At 40.2% G+C, this 16,635-nt stretch carries 13 protein-coding genes; 4 read left to right on the top strand and 9 right to left on the bottom strand.

Features of this window, described 5'->3' with window-relative positions; genetic code table 11:
- Window positions 1-4: 4 nt before the first annotated feature.
- The 5 genes from DW005_RS06270 to DW005_RS06290 are packed head-to-tail and all read right to left on the bottom strand — an operon-like array spanning window position 5 to window position 3,902.
- On the bottom strand, window positions 5-487 hold the full coding sequence (locus DW005_RS06270) for a CinA family protein (protein ID WP_117478608.1): 483 nt from the start codon (window positions 485-487) through the stop codon (window positions 5-7).
- Window positions 487-1,032 carry a CDP-diacylglycerol--glycerol-3-phosphate 3-phosphatidyltransferase gene (pgsA, locus tag DW005_RS06275; protein ID WP_117478609.1) on the bottom strand — a complete coding sequence of 182 codons (546 nt, stop codon included), beginning with the start codon at window positions 1,030-1,032 and terminating at the stop codon, window positions 487-489. The genes DW005_RS06270 and pgsA overlap by 1 nt, the downstream gene beginning before the upstream one ends.
- Window positions 1,033-2,370 carry a 30S ribosomal protein S12 methylthiotransferase RimO gene (gene rimO / locus DW005_RS06280; protein WP_117478610.1) on the bottom strand — a complete coding sequence of 446 codons (1,338 nt, stop codon included), beginning with the start codon at window positions 2,368-2,370 and terminating at the stop codon, window positions 1,033-1,035.
- On the bottom strand, window positions 2,367-3,206 hold the full coding sequence (folD, locus tag DW005_RS06285; RefSeq protein ID WP_117478611.1) for a bifunctional methylenetetrahydrofolate dehydrogenase/methenyltetrahydrofolate cyclohydrolase FolD: 840 nt from the start codon (window positions 3,204-3,206) through the stop codon (window positions 2,367-2,369). Before folD ends, rimO begins: the two co-directional genes overlap by 4 nt.
- A gap of 15 nt (window positions 3,207-3,221) precedes the next feature.
- Window positions 3,222-3,902 carry a GTP pyrophosphokinase family protein gene (locus DW005_RS06290; RefSeq protein WP_117478612.1) on the bottom strand — a complete coding sequence of 227 codons (681 nt, stop codon included), beginning with the start codon at window positions 3,900-3,902 and terminating at the stop codon, window positions 3,222-3,224.
- Between the two features lie 140 nt (window positions 3,903-4,042).
- Here DW005_RS06290 and DW005_RS06295 point away from each other — a divergent pair, with 140 nt between their 5' ends.
- Complete coding sequence (locus tag DW005_RS06295; RefSeq protein WP_022376863.1) at window positions 4,043-4,237, top strand: ferredoxin; 195 nt, start codon at window positions 4,043-4,045, stop codon at window positions 4,235-4,237.
- A 192-nt stretch (window positions 4,238-4,429) separates the two neighbouring features.
- Here the strand turns inward: DW005_RS06295 and DW005_RS06300 are convergent, their stop codons facing one another.
- Both DW005_RS06300 and DW005_RS06305 read right to left on the bottom strand, forming a co-directional pair.
- A complete protein-coding gene (locus DW005_RS06300; RefSeq protein ID WP_022376864.1) occupies window positions 4,430-4,696 on the bottom strand; it encodes a hypothetical protein in 267 nt (88 codons plus the stop codon).
- Between the two features lie 19 nt (window positions 4,697-4,715).
- A complete protein-coding gene (locus DW005_RS06305; protein ID WP_117478613.1) occupies window positions 4,716-7,001 on the bottom strand; it encodes a hydratase in 2,286 nt (761 codons plus the stop codon).
- Window positions 7,002-7,190: 189 nt separating this feature from the next.
- Here DW005_RS06305 and pyrB point away from each other — a divergent pair, with 189 nt between their 5' ends.
- Together pyrB and DW005_RS06315 are read left to right on the top strand one after the other, a co-directional pair.
- Window positions 7,191-8,114, top strand: a complete 924-nt coding sequence (pyrB, locus tag DW005_RS06310) for an aspartate carbamoyltransferase (RefSeq protein ID WP_117478614.1) — start codon at window positions 7,191-7,193, stop codon at window positions 8,112-8,114.
- Complete coding sequence (locus tag DW005_RS06315) at window positions 8,108-8,536, top strand: aspartate carbamoyltransferase regulatory subunit (protein WP_022376867.1); 429 nt, start codon at window positions 8,108-8,110, stop codon at window positions 8,534-8,536. The genes pyrB and DW005_RS06315 overlap by 7 nt, the downstream gene beginning before the upstream one ends.
- Window positions 8,537-8,740: 204 nt before the next feature.
- Here the strand turns inward: DW005_RS06315 and DW005_RS06320 are convergent, their stop codons facing one another.
- The gene (locus DW005_RS06320; protein ID WP_181974960.1) at window positions 8,741-13,891 is read right to left on the bottom strand and encodes a glycosyl hydrolase 115 family protein; all 5,151 of its coding nucleotides are present in this window, start codon (window positions 13,889-13,891) and stop codon (window positions 8,741-8,743) included.
- A 166-nt stretch (window positions 13,892-14,057) separates the two neighbouring features.
- Between DW005_RS06320 and DW005_RS06325 the strand changes: the two genes are divergently transcribed.
- On the top strand, window positions 14,058-14,942 hold the full coding sequence (locus DW005_RS06325; protein WP_117478616.1) for an AraC family transcriptional regulator: 885 nt from the start codon (window positions 14,058-14,060) through the stop codon (window positions 14,940-14,942).
- On the opposite strand, the gene DW005_RS06330 is transcribed toward DW005_RS06325, so the two are convergent.
- Window positions 14,939-16,609 (bottom strand): formate--tetrahydrofolate ligase, encoded by a 1,671-nt coding sequence (locus tag DW005_RS06330; RefSeq protein ID WP_117478617.1) that lies wholly within the window; start codon window positions 16,607-16,609, stop codon window positions 14,939-14,941. The two genes, DW005_RS06325 and DW005_RS06330, sit on opposite strands and share 4 nt — an antisense overlap.
- Window positions 16,610-16,635 lie beyond the last annotated feature (26 nt).

The raw sequence follows: 16,635 nt of genomic DNA on the forward strand, positions 1-16,635 counted from the left end.
TTTATTACTCCTTGTCTAAACATCGTATTGCCAAATCAAGAGCTGCATCCACTGCCTGCTTTCTTACCTGTTCTCTGTCACCGGAAAACACATGACGTTCTACTGTAACCTGCTCATGCAGTGAACAGCCCAGATACACAAGCCCAACAGGCTTTTCTTTTGTACCACCGCCCGGTCCCGCAATGCCGGTTGTAGAAAGCCCTATGTCGGCTTTCGCTGCCTTTGCACAGCCAACACACATTTCGGCTGCTGTCTCTTTGCTGACAGCACCTTTTGTTTCCAGTGTTTCATGACTTACGGAAACCAGATTTTCTTTTGCTTCGTTTGCATAAGTCACATAAGCACAGTTGATAACATCCGACGCACCGGAAACGTTAATAATTGTTGCCGATAGTAAACCGCCGGTACATGATTCAGCTGTTGTTATCGTATAGTGTTTGTTTGTCAGTTTCTTGACAAGCTCATTTTCTTTTGCATTTTCTTTCATTATCGCACATCCTTCATAACCCCTCGGTTTTTATAAATATAATCGACGAGAGAAATTATCGTTAGTATCACCGAAGCATAAATTAATATACTCTCAATGATACGGAACACTTCTGCCTGAAAATGAAATACTAAAAAAATTGACATTGCCATCTGGACAAAAGTTTTGACTTTGCCCCAGTAACTTGCTGCAATGGTAACTCCTTTTTCAGCAGCCACCAGACGAAAACCGCTGATAATGAACTCTCTGCTGATAATGATAATAACTACCCATGCCGGCATATTTGTCTGCGGGTCAGCCAAAAAACAGATGAGTGCTGCACAGACTAATAACTTATCCGCCAATGGGTCCATAAATTTACCAAAGGTTGTAACCTGATTGTATTTTCTTGCCAGATATCCGTCAAAAAAATCGGTAATACAGGCGGCAATAAATAGACCGCCGGCAATATAATCCGAATACGGCAATTGCTGCCATAGCATCGCAATTACAAAAAGAGGAATCATGGCAACACGCAGAATTGTCAATCGATTTGGTACATTCATTTAATCATCCTCCTCCGGTAAAATTTCTCCAATCAAATCATAGCCGTTTGCATCCGTCACCAAAACAGGTATTATGGTGCCTGATATGATTTCGTACGGTGCTTCAAAGAACAGGCATCCATCAATCTCCGGCGCATCACGGTAAGTACGACCGACATAAACGCCATCTTCCGGCAGATATCCATCCACAATCACCGAAAGTTTTCTGCCAATCATTTCTTCATTCTGGGCAAAAATCACATTCTGCTCTGTCTGCATAATTTCATCTGCCCATTCCTGTTTAATCTTATCCGGAAGCTGTCTGTCATATTCTGCCGCCGGTGTTCCTTCTTCCGGCGAATAAGGAAATACTCCTAATCGTTCAAATTTCATGTTGGCAACAAAATCCACACATTCCTCATGGTTTTCGTTTGTCTCTCCCGGAAATCCGCTGATTAATGTTGTACGGAGTGCAATATCCGGAATCTCTTTACGAAGCATGGAAATCTTCTCACGCAGATCCGCCTGTGTGGTCTTTCGTCCCATTCTTTTTAATATATCGTCGTTACAGTGCTGAATCGGCAAATCGAGATAATGACAGATTTTTTTCTCTGTCTTAATCGTCTGTACCAGTTCCTCGGTAATTTCTTCCGGATAACAGTACAGCAGCCGAACCCACTCAATTCCATCAATTTTACAGAGTTCATGTAAAAGTTTAGGCAGTCGTTTTTCACCATATAAATCAACACCGTAAACCGTTGTTTCCTGTGCAATCACAATCAGTTCCTTGGTTCCTTCTTTTGACAATTGTTCCGCTTCCACTAACAATTCTTCCATCGGAACGCTGCGGTAATTACCGCGCAGTTTCGGAATAATGCAGTATGTGCAGTGTTTGCTGCATCCCTCTGCAATTTTTAAATATGAGGAATAGCCGGAGGACGTATGAACTCTGTTTGTTAAATTCTTTGGAAGATAGTCCAAATCATTTAACGCACATTCTTTTTTTCCCTGTAACGTATCTTTTACCACTTCAAATATTCTATCATATGCCGTTGTTCCGACAACCGCATCTACTTCGGGAATTTCTTTTTGGATGTCGTCGGAGTAGCGCTGCGCTAAACATCCTGTCATAATAAGTGAGACACACTTGCCGGTCTTTTTGTATTCTGCCATTTCAAGAATTGTCTCAATACTTTCCTCTTTTGCATCATGAATAAAGCCACAAGTATTCACAATAATGATTTCTGCATCCTCCGGTGTACTTGTCACCGAAATATTCTGCGAAGCTAACAGTGCAATCATTTTTTCACTGTCAACTAAATTTTTATCACATCCTAATGATACAAAGAACAAATTCATGCTTTCTGAATTCCTTTCGCTTCCACACAATTATTCATCAACATCGCAATTGTCATCGGTCCGACACCGCCCGGTACCGGCGTAATTGCCGACGCTGTTTTTTCCACGGAATCAAAGTCCACATCACCGCAAAGTTTACCGCCTTCCGGTCTGTGAATTCCGACATCAATGACAACAGCACCTTCTTTCACATAATCTGCCGTAATCATTTTCGGCTTTCCAATTGCTACAATCAGAATATCTGCTCTTTTTGTTACTTCTTTTAAATCTTTTGTATGACTGTGGCAAACAGTAACCGTAGCATTCTCACGAAGCATAAGCATTGCCATTGGCTTTCCGACAATATTACTTCTGCCTACAATAACGCACTCTTTTCCGTCAATTACTACACCACTTCTCTTTAAGAGCTGAATGATGCCCGCCGGCGTACAGGACACAAAGCCCGGCTGACCAATACTTAACGCACCAACGCTCTGCGGATGAAATCCATCCACATCTTTTTTCGGGGAAATGGTCTGAATCACTTTATCCTCATTAATATGGGAAGGCAGCGGTAATTGTACCAAAATACCGTTTACGGTATCATCTGCATTGAGTTTTTCAACAAGTGCCAGTAATTCTTCTTCTGTTGTTTCTTCCGGCAATTCATAAGAAAGGGAATGAATTCCCACATATTCGCAGGCCTTCTTTTTGTTTCCTACATATACGGTAGATGCCGGATCATTTCCAACCTGGATTACCGCAAGTGTAACATCCATATTTTCCTTTGCCACGCGTTCTTTGCACTCGTCCTTTACCTGTGCTGAGATTTTTTTGCCATCAATTAAAACTGCCATACTGTTATCTCCTTTTTAATCTATTTCTACTATATTGTCGCGGATTGCCTGCATATGAAAATCCGTCCGATTTATTACATCCGCACAAGCACGCAATTCGTAAACAATATTTTCTGCATCTTTGATATTTTTTTTGTATTTTACCTGATGCTCTAAGCTTGCCCAAAAGTCCATCGCAATCGTACGAATCTGGACTTCGACACGCATATTTTCTTTATGATCTGAAAAGAATACCGGGACTTCCACAATTAAATGCAGACTCCGGTAGCCATTCATTTTCGGCTTTTTGATATAATCTTTTGTTTTTATTAAAACAACATCATCCTGTGCCGAAAGCATATCCGCCACTTTGTAAATGTCGTCAATAAAAGAACAGATTACACGCACGCCCGCCACATCGTTCAAATGCTGCCTGACCGATTCAACCGTAATCGGATAGCCTTTCTTTTTCAATTTGGTTGCGATGCTGTCCGGCTGTTTGATTCTTGTTTTAACAAATTCAATCGGATTTCGATTTTTTGTCATCGAAAATTCATCATTTAACACTTGTAATTTTGTTTTTACTTCTTTGATTGCACAACTGTACATCATCATCACTTTCTGAAATTCTTTGGCATCGGACTCAAAAAGATTGTCCATATCTTTTGGCAGATGCAGTTGTTTCAGATACGATGTATGTAATTCTTCATCAAGCATTGTTCTTCTCCAATCTTTAACCCCTGTACTTGCTACATACTCATTATACATATGCATACATTATCTATTATAAGCAAAAAATGAATAAAGTCAAACGAAACGGGAACACTACTAAAAAAATGAAGGGAGAATTTTTTGTAATGAAAAGTTTTGTTGACCAGGACGCCTGCATTGCCTGCGGTTTATGCGTGTCCACCTGTGAGGATGTTTACCATTTTAATGAAGAAGGAAAAGCAGAGGCTGTTGAAGGAATAATTCCTGCAGAATATGAAGATGACTGCCGGACTGCCGCTGAAAACTGCCCGACTATGGCGATTGAAGTTGATGAAGGGTGAATTGTTTTCGCTAAGTAAAAGTAAAAAGGAATCTACAAAGTTTCCCATTCGGAACCGCTTCGCTTGATGAACACCTATGGTGTTCAAAGTTTCTCATGGTGAAAGTTTGATGTTTTTTTATTTAAAAATTAATGTGAAAACATTTTACCTCTTTAATTTACCTCTTTGGGATTTTTATTGCTCTTTGGTTTGCTATTCTTCGATTACTTCGATTTCGAGGTAGTCGAAGTCGATTTGCTCGATGAAGTTATCTTGTTCAAAGCGGGTTTTGTCAACCCGCTTGAATTCATTAATGTTTTTGTCAAGCCAAATTGGCTGTTGCAAATCAAAGGCTTCAGCAAATGCGTGAATACCGGCAAATACTTTTTTAGTCCGGTTGATATCCGTGTCACCATTTTCATAAACCATATCACGAACTAAATGATTGTCTTTGAATATTTTTCCCCATATGCGGAACATAAAAGTCCTCCCCAAAGAACTAATTCTTTTTGTTGTAGTTAATCAGGCAGCCTTTCAAAATAATTTCTCTTTCATCGTCTGTCAGATTACCAAGATGAAGTTCAATCTCTTTCATTCCCTGGTTTACTACATAAGCATGAATCGTATCTTCTTTTGTTTCAATGGCTTTCTTGATATCTTTTACAAAAATATAATCATCTTTATCAAAAACAAGGTCACCATCGAAAACAAATGGAAGCATACCCCAGTTAATCAGGTTGGAACGGTATCTCTTTGTTGCATACTCACGGGCAATGTTAGCCATACCGCCAAGCACACGCTGACAGCTTGCTGCCTGCTCACGGGCAGAACCGTCACCCGGTTTTACGGCAAAAATCACACTTCCGACTTCTGTCTCTTCCGGTTTTACATCAAACTGTTTAGAAATCGCCTCATAGACATCTTTTAAGTTTGCATCTACGGCATAAATATCTTCGCCTGCGATACGAGCCTTCTCTACCTTCTGTACTTCTTTTGCTTTTCCTACATAAGCAGGGTCTTTTCTTGAAAGAGTAAATTCAGCAAGACCAAGCGGATTTGAGCGGTAAGAACTTGTCTCACCGGATGGAATCAATTCATCCGTTGTCGTAACCGGATCATGAATCATCGATACCACTTTCAAAAGTACATTATCTGTAAGTGCATGCATTTTCGGCCAGTCTACAATGTTTGGTCCGAATTTAATTTCAACCGAAGGATCTGCCTTACCGACACCATTAAAAACACGGTTATCATAAATGGTATGGTCAAAATAGTATTTCGGTTTTGTAAAGTCTGCATCAATATCTGTTGCTGCCGTCAAATATCCCTTATTCGCAGCAGTTGCCGCAATCGAACGAGCATCCATAAGTGCAACAGAAGCAATCTGTCCATTCGTAACTTTCGAGCCCTCACGGTTCGGGAAGTTTCTTGTCGAATGACGAATACTAAGTCCCTTGTTGCTTGGTACATCGCCGGCACCAAAACATGGACCGCAGAAAGCGGTACGAACGGTAGCTCCTGCTTCCATCAAATCAGCAATGCGTCCATTTTTCACAAGTTCCATGAAAATCGGCTGGGATGCCGGATAAACGCTTAACGAGAATTCATCGGCACCAATGTTTTTACCGCGCAGAATGTCAGCAGCATCACATAAGTTTTCAAAACCACCACCGGCACATCCGGCAATAACACCCTGCTCTACATACAATTTGCCATCATGAATCTTATCCGTCAACTTAAAGTCAATGTTATTGTTATCAAGGCTTACAAGCGCCTTCTTCTCTACATCACGAAGGATATCCTCAAGGTTATTGTTCAACTCTTCGATTGTGTACACATTACTTGGGTGGAATGGCATCGCAATCATCGGTTTGATTGTTGACAAGTCAACTTCAACCACACCGTCATAGTAAGCAACTTTTTCCGGTGCCATTTCTTTATAATCATCTTTTCTTCCGTGAATTTCATAAAATTCTTTTACGGCATCATCTGTGCGCCAGATAGAAGAAAGACAAGTGGTCTCTGTCGTCATAACATCAATACCAATACGGAAATCAACACTTAAGTTATCAATGCCCTCGCCGACAAATTCCATTACTTTATTATTTACATAACCATTTTTAAATACAGCACCGATAATCGCAAGTGCAATATCCTGTGGACCAACACCTTTTTGCGGTTTACCGGTCAGATGAATTGCCACAACACCAGGCATTGAAATATCATAAGTCTGCTCCAAAAGCTGTTTTACGATTTCCGGACCACCCTCGCCGACTGCCATCGTACCAAGTGCACCATATCTTGTATGACTGTCTGAACCAAGAATCATAGCACCGCCTGCCGCTAACATCTCGCGGGCAAACTGATGAATAACTGCCTGATGAGGAGGTACATAGATACCACCATATTTTTTTGCACAGGAAAGACCAAACACATGATCATCTTCGTTAATTGTTCCACCTACCGCACATAAACTGTTATGGCAGTTAGTAAGTACATAAGGAACCGGGAACTTCTCAAGTCCGGATGCTCTTGCGGTCTGTAAAATTCCAACAAATGTAATATCATGGGAAGTCAATTTATCAAACTTGATTTTCAAGTTTTCCATATTGCCGGAAGTGTTATGGGATGACAAAATATGGTATGCCATCGTTCCCTTAACCGCCTCTTCTTTTGTTGTCTTAATTCCTGCTTTGCTTTCCAGTGCCGCGATTGCCTCTGCATTGTCCGGAATCAATTCCGTACCATTCAAAAGATACGCGCCACCATCATATAATGTTACCATTTGCAGCCTCCTTCATATTTTTTAACACCGAAGTGAAAATTTTTCCTATAATAGTATACTTGCTTTTTCTTTATAATGCAAATTATTTTTTGCATTTTTGCTTGATTTTTCTATTGTCATCCGTACTAAAATGAGGTAGAATAAGTTGAAATACGGCAAGCCATGGGAACATGGCAGATAGGAGGCATTATGCGTCATTTAATGAATGCACTTGACCTGACCGTGGATGAGATTCATGATTTGATTGTATTAGCTGAAAAAATCATTCAGGATCCAGCACGATTTTCAGAAGTGTGTAAAGGAAAAAAACTTGCAACTTGTTTTTATGAACCGAGCACAAGAACCCGTTTAAGTTTCGAATCGGCAATGTTGAATTTAGGTGGACAAGTTCTTGGTTTCTCATCTGCTGATTCTAGTTCTGCATCAAAAGGCGAAAGCGTGGCCGATACCATTCGTGTCATTTCCAGTTATGCAGATATTTGTGCGATGCGTCACCCAAAAGAAGGTGCACCATACGTCGCCTCTCTTCATTCAAAAATTCCAGTTATCAACGCCGGTGATGGCGGTCACAATCATCCGACCCAGACATTAACCGATTTATTGACAATTAAAAATTTAAAGGGACGCCTTGACAATCTGACAATCGGATTGTGTGGTGACTTAAAATTCGGACGTACCGTTCATTCTTTAATTGGTGCCATGGTTCGCTATCCTAATGTTAAATTTGTTATGATTTCACCGGAAGAATTAAAAATTCCGGACTATATTAGAAAAGACACCTTAGATGCCAATGGTATTGAATACAAAGAGGTTAATGTATTAGAAGACGTCTTACCGGAACTTGATTTATTGTATATGACACGTGTACAACGTGAACGTTTCTTTAACGAGGAAGATTACATCCGCTTGAAGGACAGCTTCATCCTTGACAGCAAAAAAATGAAACTGGCACCAAAAGATATGTTAGTTCTCCACCCTCTTCCACGTGTAAATGAAATTGCAACCGATGTGGATGATGACCCACGCGCCGTTTACTTTAAGCAGGCACAATATGGTGTTTACATACGAATGGCGTTAATTATGACTTTATTGGAGGTGATTCCGGAATGTTAAATATTGGTGGATTACAAGAAGGAGTTGTCATTGACCACATTAAGGCTGGCGGCTCCATGGAAATTTATCATTATCTTGAATTAGAAAAATTAGACTGCTCCGTTGCTATTATTAAAAACGCAAAAAGCAGTAAAATGGGGAAAAAAGATATTATCAAAATCGAGGGACCGATTACGGTAAACTTGGACATTCTCGGTGTTCTCGATGAAAATATCACCATTAATGTTATAAAAAATAACGAAATTGTAGAAAAACGTGTTCTCACACTGCCGGAAACGGTAACAAATGTCATCAAGTGCAAAAACCCTCGATGCATTACTTCCGTTGAGCAGGAATTACCACACCGTTTTAAACTGACAGACCGCGAAAACCGGATTTACCGCTGCATGTACTGTGAGCAGAAGTTTTCGAGAAGACGATAAAAGATGGTAAAATAATTTAATTGTAATACAAAAATTGATATTGTTTTTCCTATTCAGGACCGCTCCCGCTTAATGAACACTCGTAACGGTGCCTGAGGACAGAATACGTCCTCTAGGCACCGACGGTGTTCAACGTCCTTCATAGTGAAAAACAATATCAATTTTTTGTTTACCATTAAATAAGTTTATAGCAATAATACATTCTTACTTTACCGCAGAAAACTGATGTGTTTCCACAGCTTCTAATTCATTAATTCGAATCCAGTGGCTTGTATAAATCTCCACTTTGATTTTGGATGCTTTTACTTTTCGTTTCAATGAAACTTCCGTTGTTACTTTCGGATTTATTCCGGCATCCGGTCTTACAGTGGCTCCCATCTCGGTCCATTTTCCATTCTCATAATAGGAAATACGGTATGAATACTGTGCCTTTTCAGATGTCATCGTCAAGTCCGGTATCACACCGGTCCCTGCACTCGCAGACTCGCTTTCCTGCAAAGTAAAGAGACGAACCACATTGATACTTTTTGGCTTACTAAACGTCATCGTAACTTCATGACGGTCTGTATCACTGCTTCCTCCAACACCAGTTTCCAAACCTTTCGTAATTCGATCTCCATCCACGACAGAGTTTGGAACAGTGAAAGAACCACCACCACTTTTCTTCTGTCCGGCAAGTTTTACTGCATCTTTCATTGCCCAGTTGACATACGGCGTCAAAGTTATTTCTGAAACTTCTACGTTCGTATCTGCAAAAACAAACCGTACCTGTGTGCTTTCAATTGCTTCTTTACCCTGAACAAAAATGGTCTTTCCGTCATCGCTTGATTTTCCGGTATATATCGTCTTCCATGTATCATCTGACTGTTTTACCTGAACCTCATAACTGCCAAGCGATGAATCCTTTGTCTGAATCATAAATCGGTCGTACTGATAAGAATCCTTAAAGTCAAATGTAAGCATAGGATTTGCATCCGTTGATTGTGGCTTCCATGTTGTTTTTTCATCCTTATCATATACATTTTCTGCTGCATTTGAAGTTTCTTCACTCGTTGCGGTAATGGAAACCGGCAGACTTTCTTCATCTTCATACACTTTAGAAGACAGCGATTCAATTACCGCATCCGCTCCCGTCACTTCCATTGTGATGTTACCAAGCCCCGGCGTCAAATCCATTGCACCATCTAACATATACTCTTGCATGGTATCGGATAACTGAACTTCTCCAATTGTCTGGTCATTCCATTTAAGTGTTACAAAAGCTTTTCCGTCGGACTTTCCTTTCAGGTAAAATACAAACAAATCATCTTTTTCAACCTGCGCAAGATAAGAATATGTCATGTCCTTTTTTGCCTGTAAATTAGTATGTGCTGCCTTAACTCCTTCATAATCAGAAGCTGAAATACTTCCCGGAACTTTCGCATAATCACGAGTGCGGACGGTTACTCCGCTCACGCTGACATTACCGGATACGACGGTCATTGTAAACGTCTGGCTGCCGGCATCCAGTTTTGCCATATCTGCCGCCTCATACAGTGCCTGCTCTTTACCAATTGTTACGGTACCAAATGTCCGGTCTCCACATGAAATTTTTACCTTTGCTGCATTGTCCGATTTTGCATCTAAACCGGCAAAATAGCTTTCCGATTCTGATACAATTCCCTTGGCACTAAAGGTTTCACCTGCCTGATATGTTGTTTTTTCCGTGGTAATTGTTCCCGGAAGTACATTTTCATCTGCAAGAACACCTGCAAGCGTTGTTTCTTTTGTCTGTTTTTTACCAACATAATAACTTTCTTTCGGCCCGGCATTAGAGCTTTTGACCGATTTTTCAGAAACAACCAATTTCTGAAGCAGGAATGCAGGGTCATCAGAATATATACGAATCGCATTCACGCCAGCATTTAGGTGGATATTATTCTCCTGCTTTCTGCCATTTACTTTCACATCATTTGCCCATGAACCACTGTATTCTCCAGCCAAAAACGTATCGGCATCTACTGTATTTTTCTCAATTAATGTTTCCCCATTAATCGAATAACCATACGATATGCAAACCTTATCACGATCCAGATTATTGGATGGTGCTGTATAAACAGTAAATTTATACTCTCCATCTTCCGGAACACATACTGCATATTCTGCATAGGCAGCTTCTTCCATCGTCTTTGTCTTATCCGCATTTGTCGGAAGAATTTTCATTGACTGTCCGGTTTTTCCATAACCGTCAAAAACATGGAATGCTGTATTATTGCCGCCTTCTTTTGCCGTTACATAATTTCCCGGAAGAATGGAGGCATATCCATTTGTGTAAACATATGTCTTGTCTGCATAGGAAGATGTATCATATACCTTTGCATTAACATTAAGTGTAATGGTCTGGCTGCCGCTTTGAATTTTAACGGATCCGGAAGCATCTTTTTTGACCTTTGAAAAATCAACCGATACCTCAAACGCATCCTGCGATTTTACTGTGCCGGATTTCTTACTTACAACAATCCAGTCCTCCGAAGGAGTTATCGTATAAGCAAAACTGTTCGCTCCCTGATTGGAAACAGTTACTGTATAAGATTCCTGATTCAGATTTGTAAAATCGGATAATGTACCACTTTCTGATGCCTCGACAGCCTGTTCTTCATTTTCCATCGTAACCATCATTTTACCATCAGCCGCTGGTTTCACCCAGACTGCTTTTGGATAACTCCAGCCGGTTGAGTTCCATGTCACAAAGCCGACATGAGGAGAACTCATCATACCATCCCACTTGTCACCGACGCCCGGCATATTTTTGTTGTAAGTTTTCTGTAATTCCTTATCCAGTGCCACCGCTTGTTCCAGCTCAGCTGCATATAAATTTGCTGCCACACTGTTATTTTTCGCCAAATATTTATTGATGCCACTTAATATCTGCATTTTTGTCACATTTGCCGATGCAACAACCGGGAAATAGACAAGTTCAAAGTATGCCGCCTGCCAATCCGATGAAATCTCTTTCTGGCACGCTTTCGCTCTTTGTATCATGTCATCCACTTTGACAAGCATTTCTCTGCCTTCATTATAATTTACAGAATCATAAGTTGCCGAATTAATGGATTCCGGTTTGCCGGAACCATTTAACCATGTATAATCATCCAACAGCATCTCCATCTCATTCACAAGAGAATCCGATGTGTTTTCGCCAAACTGCTGTTTTACCCAGTTTTTACGATATTCAGTAATTTTATCTTTTCCATTTGTTCCCCATGTATCATAATCATATGCCATATCAAGGAAATAGGAAATATTCATCTCCATCGGCTTCAAATCACCAACATTAACGATCCAGATATTATCAATGCCATGCTCATATGCCATATTCATCTGTTCCCAAGTTTTAGTAAGAGGAACTGTATTTACCCATTCATAGGAAGTCGGACCGCCATGGTAATCAAAGTGATAATACATACCATAACCGCCTTTTCGATTTTTATCCTCCTTCGTTGGAAGCGTACGCATATTTCCAAAGTTATCATCGCAGAGCATAATGGTTACGTCATTTAAAACATCCCATTTTTTCAATCCCTCTGCTTTATCTGTGCCATGCCAGTAGTCCTCTACTTCTTTATAAACAGTAAGAACCTGAGGGGCATCCGATAAATTATTCTTTTTCAAAATATCTTTCTGCGCCGTAATTACTTTTTTCAAAAGTGCAATATTTTCTTCTTTTGTTCCTGACAAAGAAGAATCCGACTCACCACGCATGCCAAGGGTATAAACATTTTCAAAATTTTTATTTCTTGCCACACCGTCTTCCCAGAATTTTGTGATGGCAGTTTCGTTCGTATTAAAGTCCCAAGCGTTACTTGTGCCATACTGACGATATTTGTTCTGCCATTCCACACCGGCACGACAAAGTGGCTCATGATGAGAGGTTCCCATAACAATACCGTATTTGTCGGCGAGTTCTGCATTGGCTAACTTATTCGTTCCCTTACCGTCCTCGCTAAAAGTATTTGACCACATCGCCGGCCACAAATAATTTCCTTTACAGCGTAAAATTAATTCATAGACATTTTCATAAAAATACTGATTATATCCGCCAAATTTTTTCTTTGCATAACTAGTCAGTGATGGAGCTTCATCATTTAGGAAAATACCACGATATTTTACGGATGGTTCTTTGGATGTAACCGTTAATTCCTTTTCCGGAATCTGAACTACATCTTTAGCAACCGGTGTAGCATCGCCCCAGTAAACCCATGGAGAAACACCCATTTTCTCAGAAATATGATAAAGACCGTAAATCGTTCCACGCTTATCACTTCCGATAACGACAATTGCCTTTTTTACATTAGCTACCGGATTTTCTACCACCTGAATGCGGTATACTTCGCGCTTTCCTTTTATCTGGGAGGCGTCTACTTTTCCCTGCTCAATCAAGGAATCAATTATCGCATTGTTTCCGATGGAGCCGGCAATAATTGCATATTCCTTCAATGATTCTGTCTTGGTTATGACATTTGCCTTTGCTTTCTCTTTTGTAACAAGAGAAATGTCTTTGGCAACGGAAGCTGCAATCAGTGATAATCCATCGTAATCTTCTCCTTTGGCATCTAAGTACAGACTTGCTGCAGAATCCTTTGCTGCAATCGTAAAGTAACCTGCCTTCTGTTCAGTAATCAGCGGGTCTTTTGTCGGCTGTGGTTTACTTGTATGAACTGCCGGACCTTTTGTTACCGCACTTTTTTCCTTCACTGTAATCTTACACACTGCCTTCGCCCCGCGTCCATCCTTTGCATAAGCAGTAATCACAGCGGTACCTTTCTTCTTCGCCATAACAACTCCTTTTTTGCTTACCGATGCAACGGATGATTTTGATGAACGGTAAACAACACCTTTTTTTGTTGCTTTTGCCGGTGTCAGTTTTGCTGTTAATTTCAGCGAACTGCCACAAAATAAACTGGCACTTTTTTTACTAAGTGTTACTTTCTTTACTTTTTTAAGCTTCTTTATTACCGTAACAGAAATCACTGTTTTTTTCTTTCCGCAAGAAACGATAACCTTTGCTTTACCTGCCTTTTTCGCCTTACATTTTCCCTTTTTGTTTACCGAAACAATCGAGGATTTCGTTGAGCGAAATGTTACCTTTTTTGCCTTTTTTTTCGGCGTCACCTTTACTTTCAACTGAAAAGTTTCACCTTTTTTCAGCGAAAGCATAGAAATTGCCGGATTCGTCACTGTAAGACTCACAGAAGGCGAAGCCTTCTTCTTTGCCTTTGCAAAAACGATTCCTTGTCCCCCAAAAGAAGTTGTAACCAACGCAGCTGTTAAAAATGCTGTCAAACTTCTTTGGAACATCTTTGTGTTCTTTTTCACATATACCAACTCCTTATCGTTATATAGTGATTTCATTATATCTTACAAAAAATACAATTTCGATTGCAAAAAATGTGTTTTAGATTGAAAAAATTGAATATCTTGACAAAAAACATGAGATAAATCTATAATCAGAGAAAAGAATGATGACGAGGAGGATTTGTTTATGCGCTATTTACTTCATGAATCGGACCATCCGATTTCAACCGATTACTATTATGAATGTCGAAAGACAACAAACGACCATTTTCCAATAATTCCTGCCCATACGCATGATTATTATGAAATTTATATCTATCTCAGTGGCTCTGTTATGCTGTTTATTGAAGGCCGCATATATAAAGTAAAACGTGGAGACATTATGGTTATTCCTCCCTATACAATTCATCAGCTTCTTCTCACTTCAGAAGAACAACTAAATGATGAATATGACCGCACCTATATGTATATTACCCCTGCCTGCCTATCCTCCTTCGGGTTTAATGAATACTCTCTATTAGAGCCGATTGAACTGGCAAAAGAAAACAAACGGTATCATTTTAATATTGCCGATTCTGATGATTTTGAGCGCATATTTCAGTGTTTTATGGGGATTTACCAGAATTCAAAGAGAGAATTCCGCGAAAAAGAAATGTTAAACCGTGCCCATATTTTAGAGGCGGTTACACTACTAAACAAACACATTCTTTTAGATATGAAACCACGAAAAGCAACACACGTGAATCCTTTGATTGATAAGGTACTGTCTTATATCAATGAACATTACAAAGAGGATTTATCACTGGAGCAGTTAGCCGGTCACTTTTATCTGAATAAATTTACGCTGGCAAAATTATTCAAAGAACAGACCGACCGAACCGTACATAATTATATTATACTAAAACGAATCAGCATGGCAAAACAAAAAATAACAGAGGGGATGCTCCCCTCTGTTGTATACCAAGATGTAGGATTTCGTGATTATTCTACTTTTTACCGTGCCTTTCTCAAAATGGAGAAAATTTCTCCAAAAGAATTTGCACGTTTCTGCTCCGATAAAAAGGACAATTAGAACAAACCGGTAATCTGTCCATCGTCATTTACATCAATTCCTTCGGCAGCCGGCACTTTTGGCAATCCCGGCATAGTCATAATTGTGCCGGTAATGGCAACGACAAATCCTGCTCCGGCAGAAACATAGACATCACGGATATGGATTGGGAAGCCTTCCGGTCTGCCAAGGATTGTTTTATCATCCGACAAAGAATACTGATTTTTCGCCATACATACCGGCATAGAGCCAAACCCAAGCGACTCAATCCGTGCAATCTGTTGTTTTGCTGCCGGCTCAATGATAACTTCTCCTGCTCCATAAATTTCTTTTGCAATTGTCTCAATTTTTTCAACAATCGACAAATCATTTTCATAGAGATAATGGAAATTACTCTCTTTATTCTCAATTGTGTCAATTACTTTTTGTGCTAACTCAATGCCGCCTTCGCCACCTTTTTCCCAAACCTTGGAAAGTGCGAACTCACAGCCTCTCGCCTCACAGAACTCCTTAACGTATGCAAGTTCTGCTTCGCTGTCAGTTACAAACTGATTCAATGTAACAACACATGGCACACCAAATTTAGCAATGTTTTCAATATGTTTTTCCAGATTTACAATACCGGCTTTCAATGCATCAAGATTTTCTTCCGATAAATCTTCTTTTTTAACACCGCCATTGTATTTGAGGGCACGAACCGTAGCAACAAGTACAACGGCATCCGGTTTCAAATCAGCCATACGGCATTTGATATCTAAGAATTTTTCTGCTCCTAAGTCAGCACCAAAACCAGCCTCCGTAATTGTGTAATCTGCTAATTTCAAAGCTGTCTTTGTCGCACGGACACTATTACAGCCGTGAGCAATATTGGCAAATGGACCACCATGCACAAGTGCCGGCGTATTCTCCAAAGTCTGAATCATATTCGGACGAATAGCGTCTTTCAAAAGTGCAGCCATCGCGCCTACTGCTTTAATTTCTTTTGCCGTAACCGGTTTTCCTTCATAAGTATAAGCAACAATAATTCTTCCCAAACGTTCTTTCAAATCTTTCATGTTGTCTGCAAGACAAAGAATCGCCATGATTTCGGATGCTACCGTGATGATGAAATGATCTTCTCTTGTCACACCATCCACCTTGCGTCCGAGTCCTACCGTGATATTACGAAGTACACGGTCATTCATATCGACGCAGCGTTTCCATACGATCTGTTTTGGATCAATGTTAAGTTTATTTCCCTGTTGAATATGATTATCAAGCATTGCCGCAAGAAGGTTATTTGCCGAAGTAATCGCATGAAAATCTCCCGTGAAATGAAGATTCAAATCATCCATCGGTACAACCTGTGCATAACCGCCGCCGGCAGCACCACCTTTTAATCCAAAGCAAGGGCCTAACGATGGCTCACGCAAAGCAATAATTGCCTTTTTCCCAATCTTATCCATCGCCTGTCCGAGTCCAACCGTCGTTGTTGTCTTTCCTTCACCGGCCGGTGTTGGATTAATCGCTGTCACAAGGACAAGTTTACCATCCGGGCGGTCTTTAATTCGCTCCCAGAGTTCGTCCGTCAATTTTGCTTTATATTTTCCATATAAATCCAATTCATCCGCAGTGATGTCTAATTTCTCTGCTACTGTCTGAACCGGCAGCATATTCGCCTCTCTTGCAATTTCAATATCTGATTTCATATTCTACCTCCATCTTTCAAAGCACA

Source organism: Clostridium sp. AF36-4, assembly GCF_003435975.1.
Classification (GTDB): domain Bacteria; phylum Bacillota; class Clostridia; order Lachnospirales; family Lachnospiraceae; genus Eubacterium_F.

What these genes read in the sequence shown, in the direction of transcription:
- DW005_RS06300 (WP_022376864.1), bottom strand. Translation starts at nt 4,696, where the DNA reads ATGTTCCGCATATGGGGAAAAATATTCAAAGACAATCATTTAGTTCGT.
- DW005_RS06315 (WP_022376867.1), top strand. Translation starts at nt 8,108, where the DNA reads ATGTTAAATATTGGTGGATTACAAGAAGGAGTTGTCATTGACCACATT.
- pgsA (WP_117478609.1), bottom strand. Translation starts at nt 1,032, where the DNA reads ATGAATGTACCAAATCGATTGACAATTCTGCGTGTTGCCATGATTCCT.
- DW005_RS06305 (WP_117478613.1), bottom strand. Translation starts at nt 7,001, where the DNA reads ATGGTAACATTATATGATGGTGGCGCGTATCTTTTGAATGGTACGGAA.
- DW005_RS06270 (WP_117478608.1), bottom strand. Translation starts at nt 487, where the DNA reads ATGAAAGAAAATGCAAAAGAAAATGAGCTTGTCAAGAAACTGACAAAC.
- DW005_RS06290 (WP_117478612.1), bottom strand. Translation starts at nt 3,902, where the DNA reads ATGCTTGATGAAGAATTACATACATCGTATCTGAAACAACTGCATCTG.
- DW005_RS06325 (WP_117478616.1), top strand. Translation starts at nt 14,058, where the DNA reads ATGCGCTATTTACTTCATGAATCGGACCATCCGATTTCAACCGATTAC.
- DW005_RS06330 (WP_117478617.1), bottom strand. Translation starts at nt 16,609, where the DNA reads ATGAAATCAGATATTGAAATTGCAAGAGAGGCGAATATGCTGCCGGTT.
- folD (WP_117478611.1), bottom strand. Translation starts at nt 3,206, where the DNA reads ATGGCAGTTTTAATTGATGGCAAAAAAATCTCAGCACAGGTAAAGGAC.
- pyrB (WP_117478614.1), top strand. Translation starts at nt 7,191, where the DNA reads ATGCGTCATTTAATGAATGCACTTGACCTGACCGTGGATGAGATTCAT.
- DW005_RS06295 (WP_022376863.1), top strand. Translation starts at nt 4,043, where the DNA reads ATGAAAAGTTTTGTTGACCAGGACGCCTGCATTGCCTGCGGTTTATGC.
- rimO (WP_117478610.1), bottom strand. Translation starts at nt 2,370, where the DNA reads ATGAATTTGTTCTTTGTATCATTAGGATGTGATAAAAATTTAGTTGAC.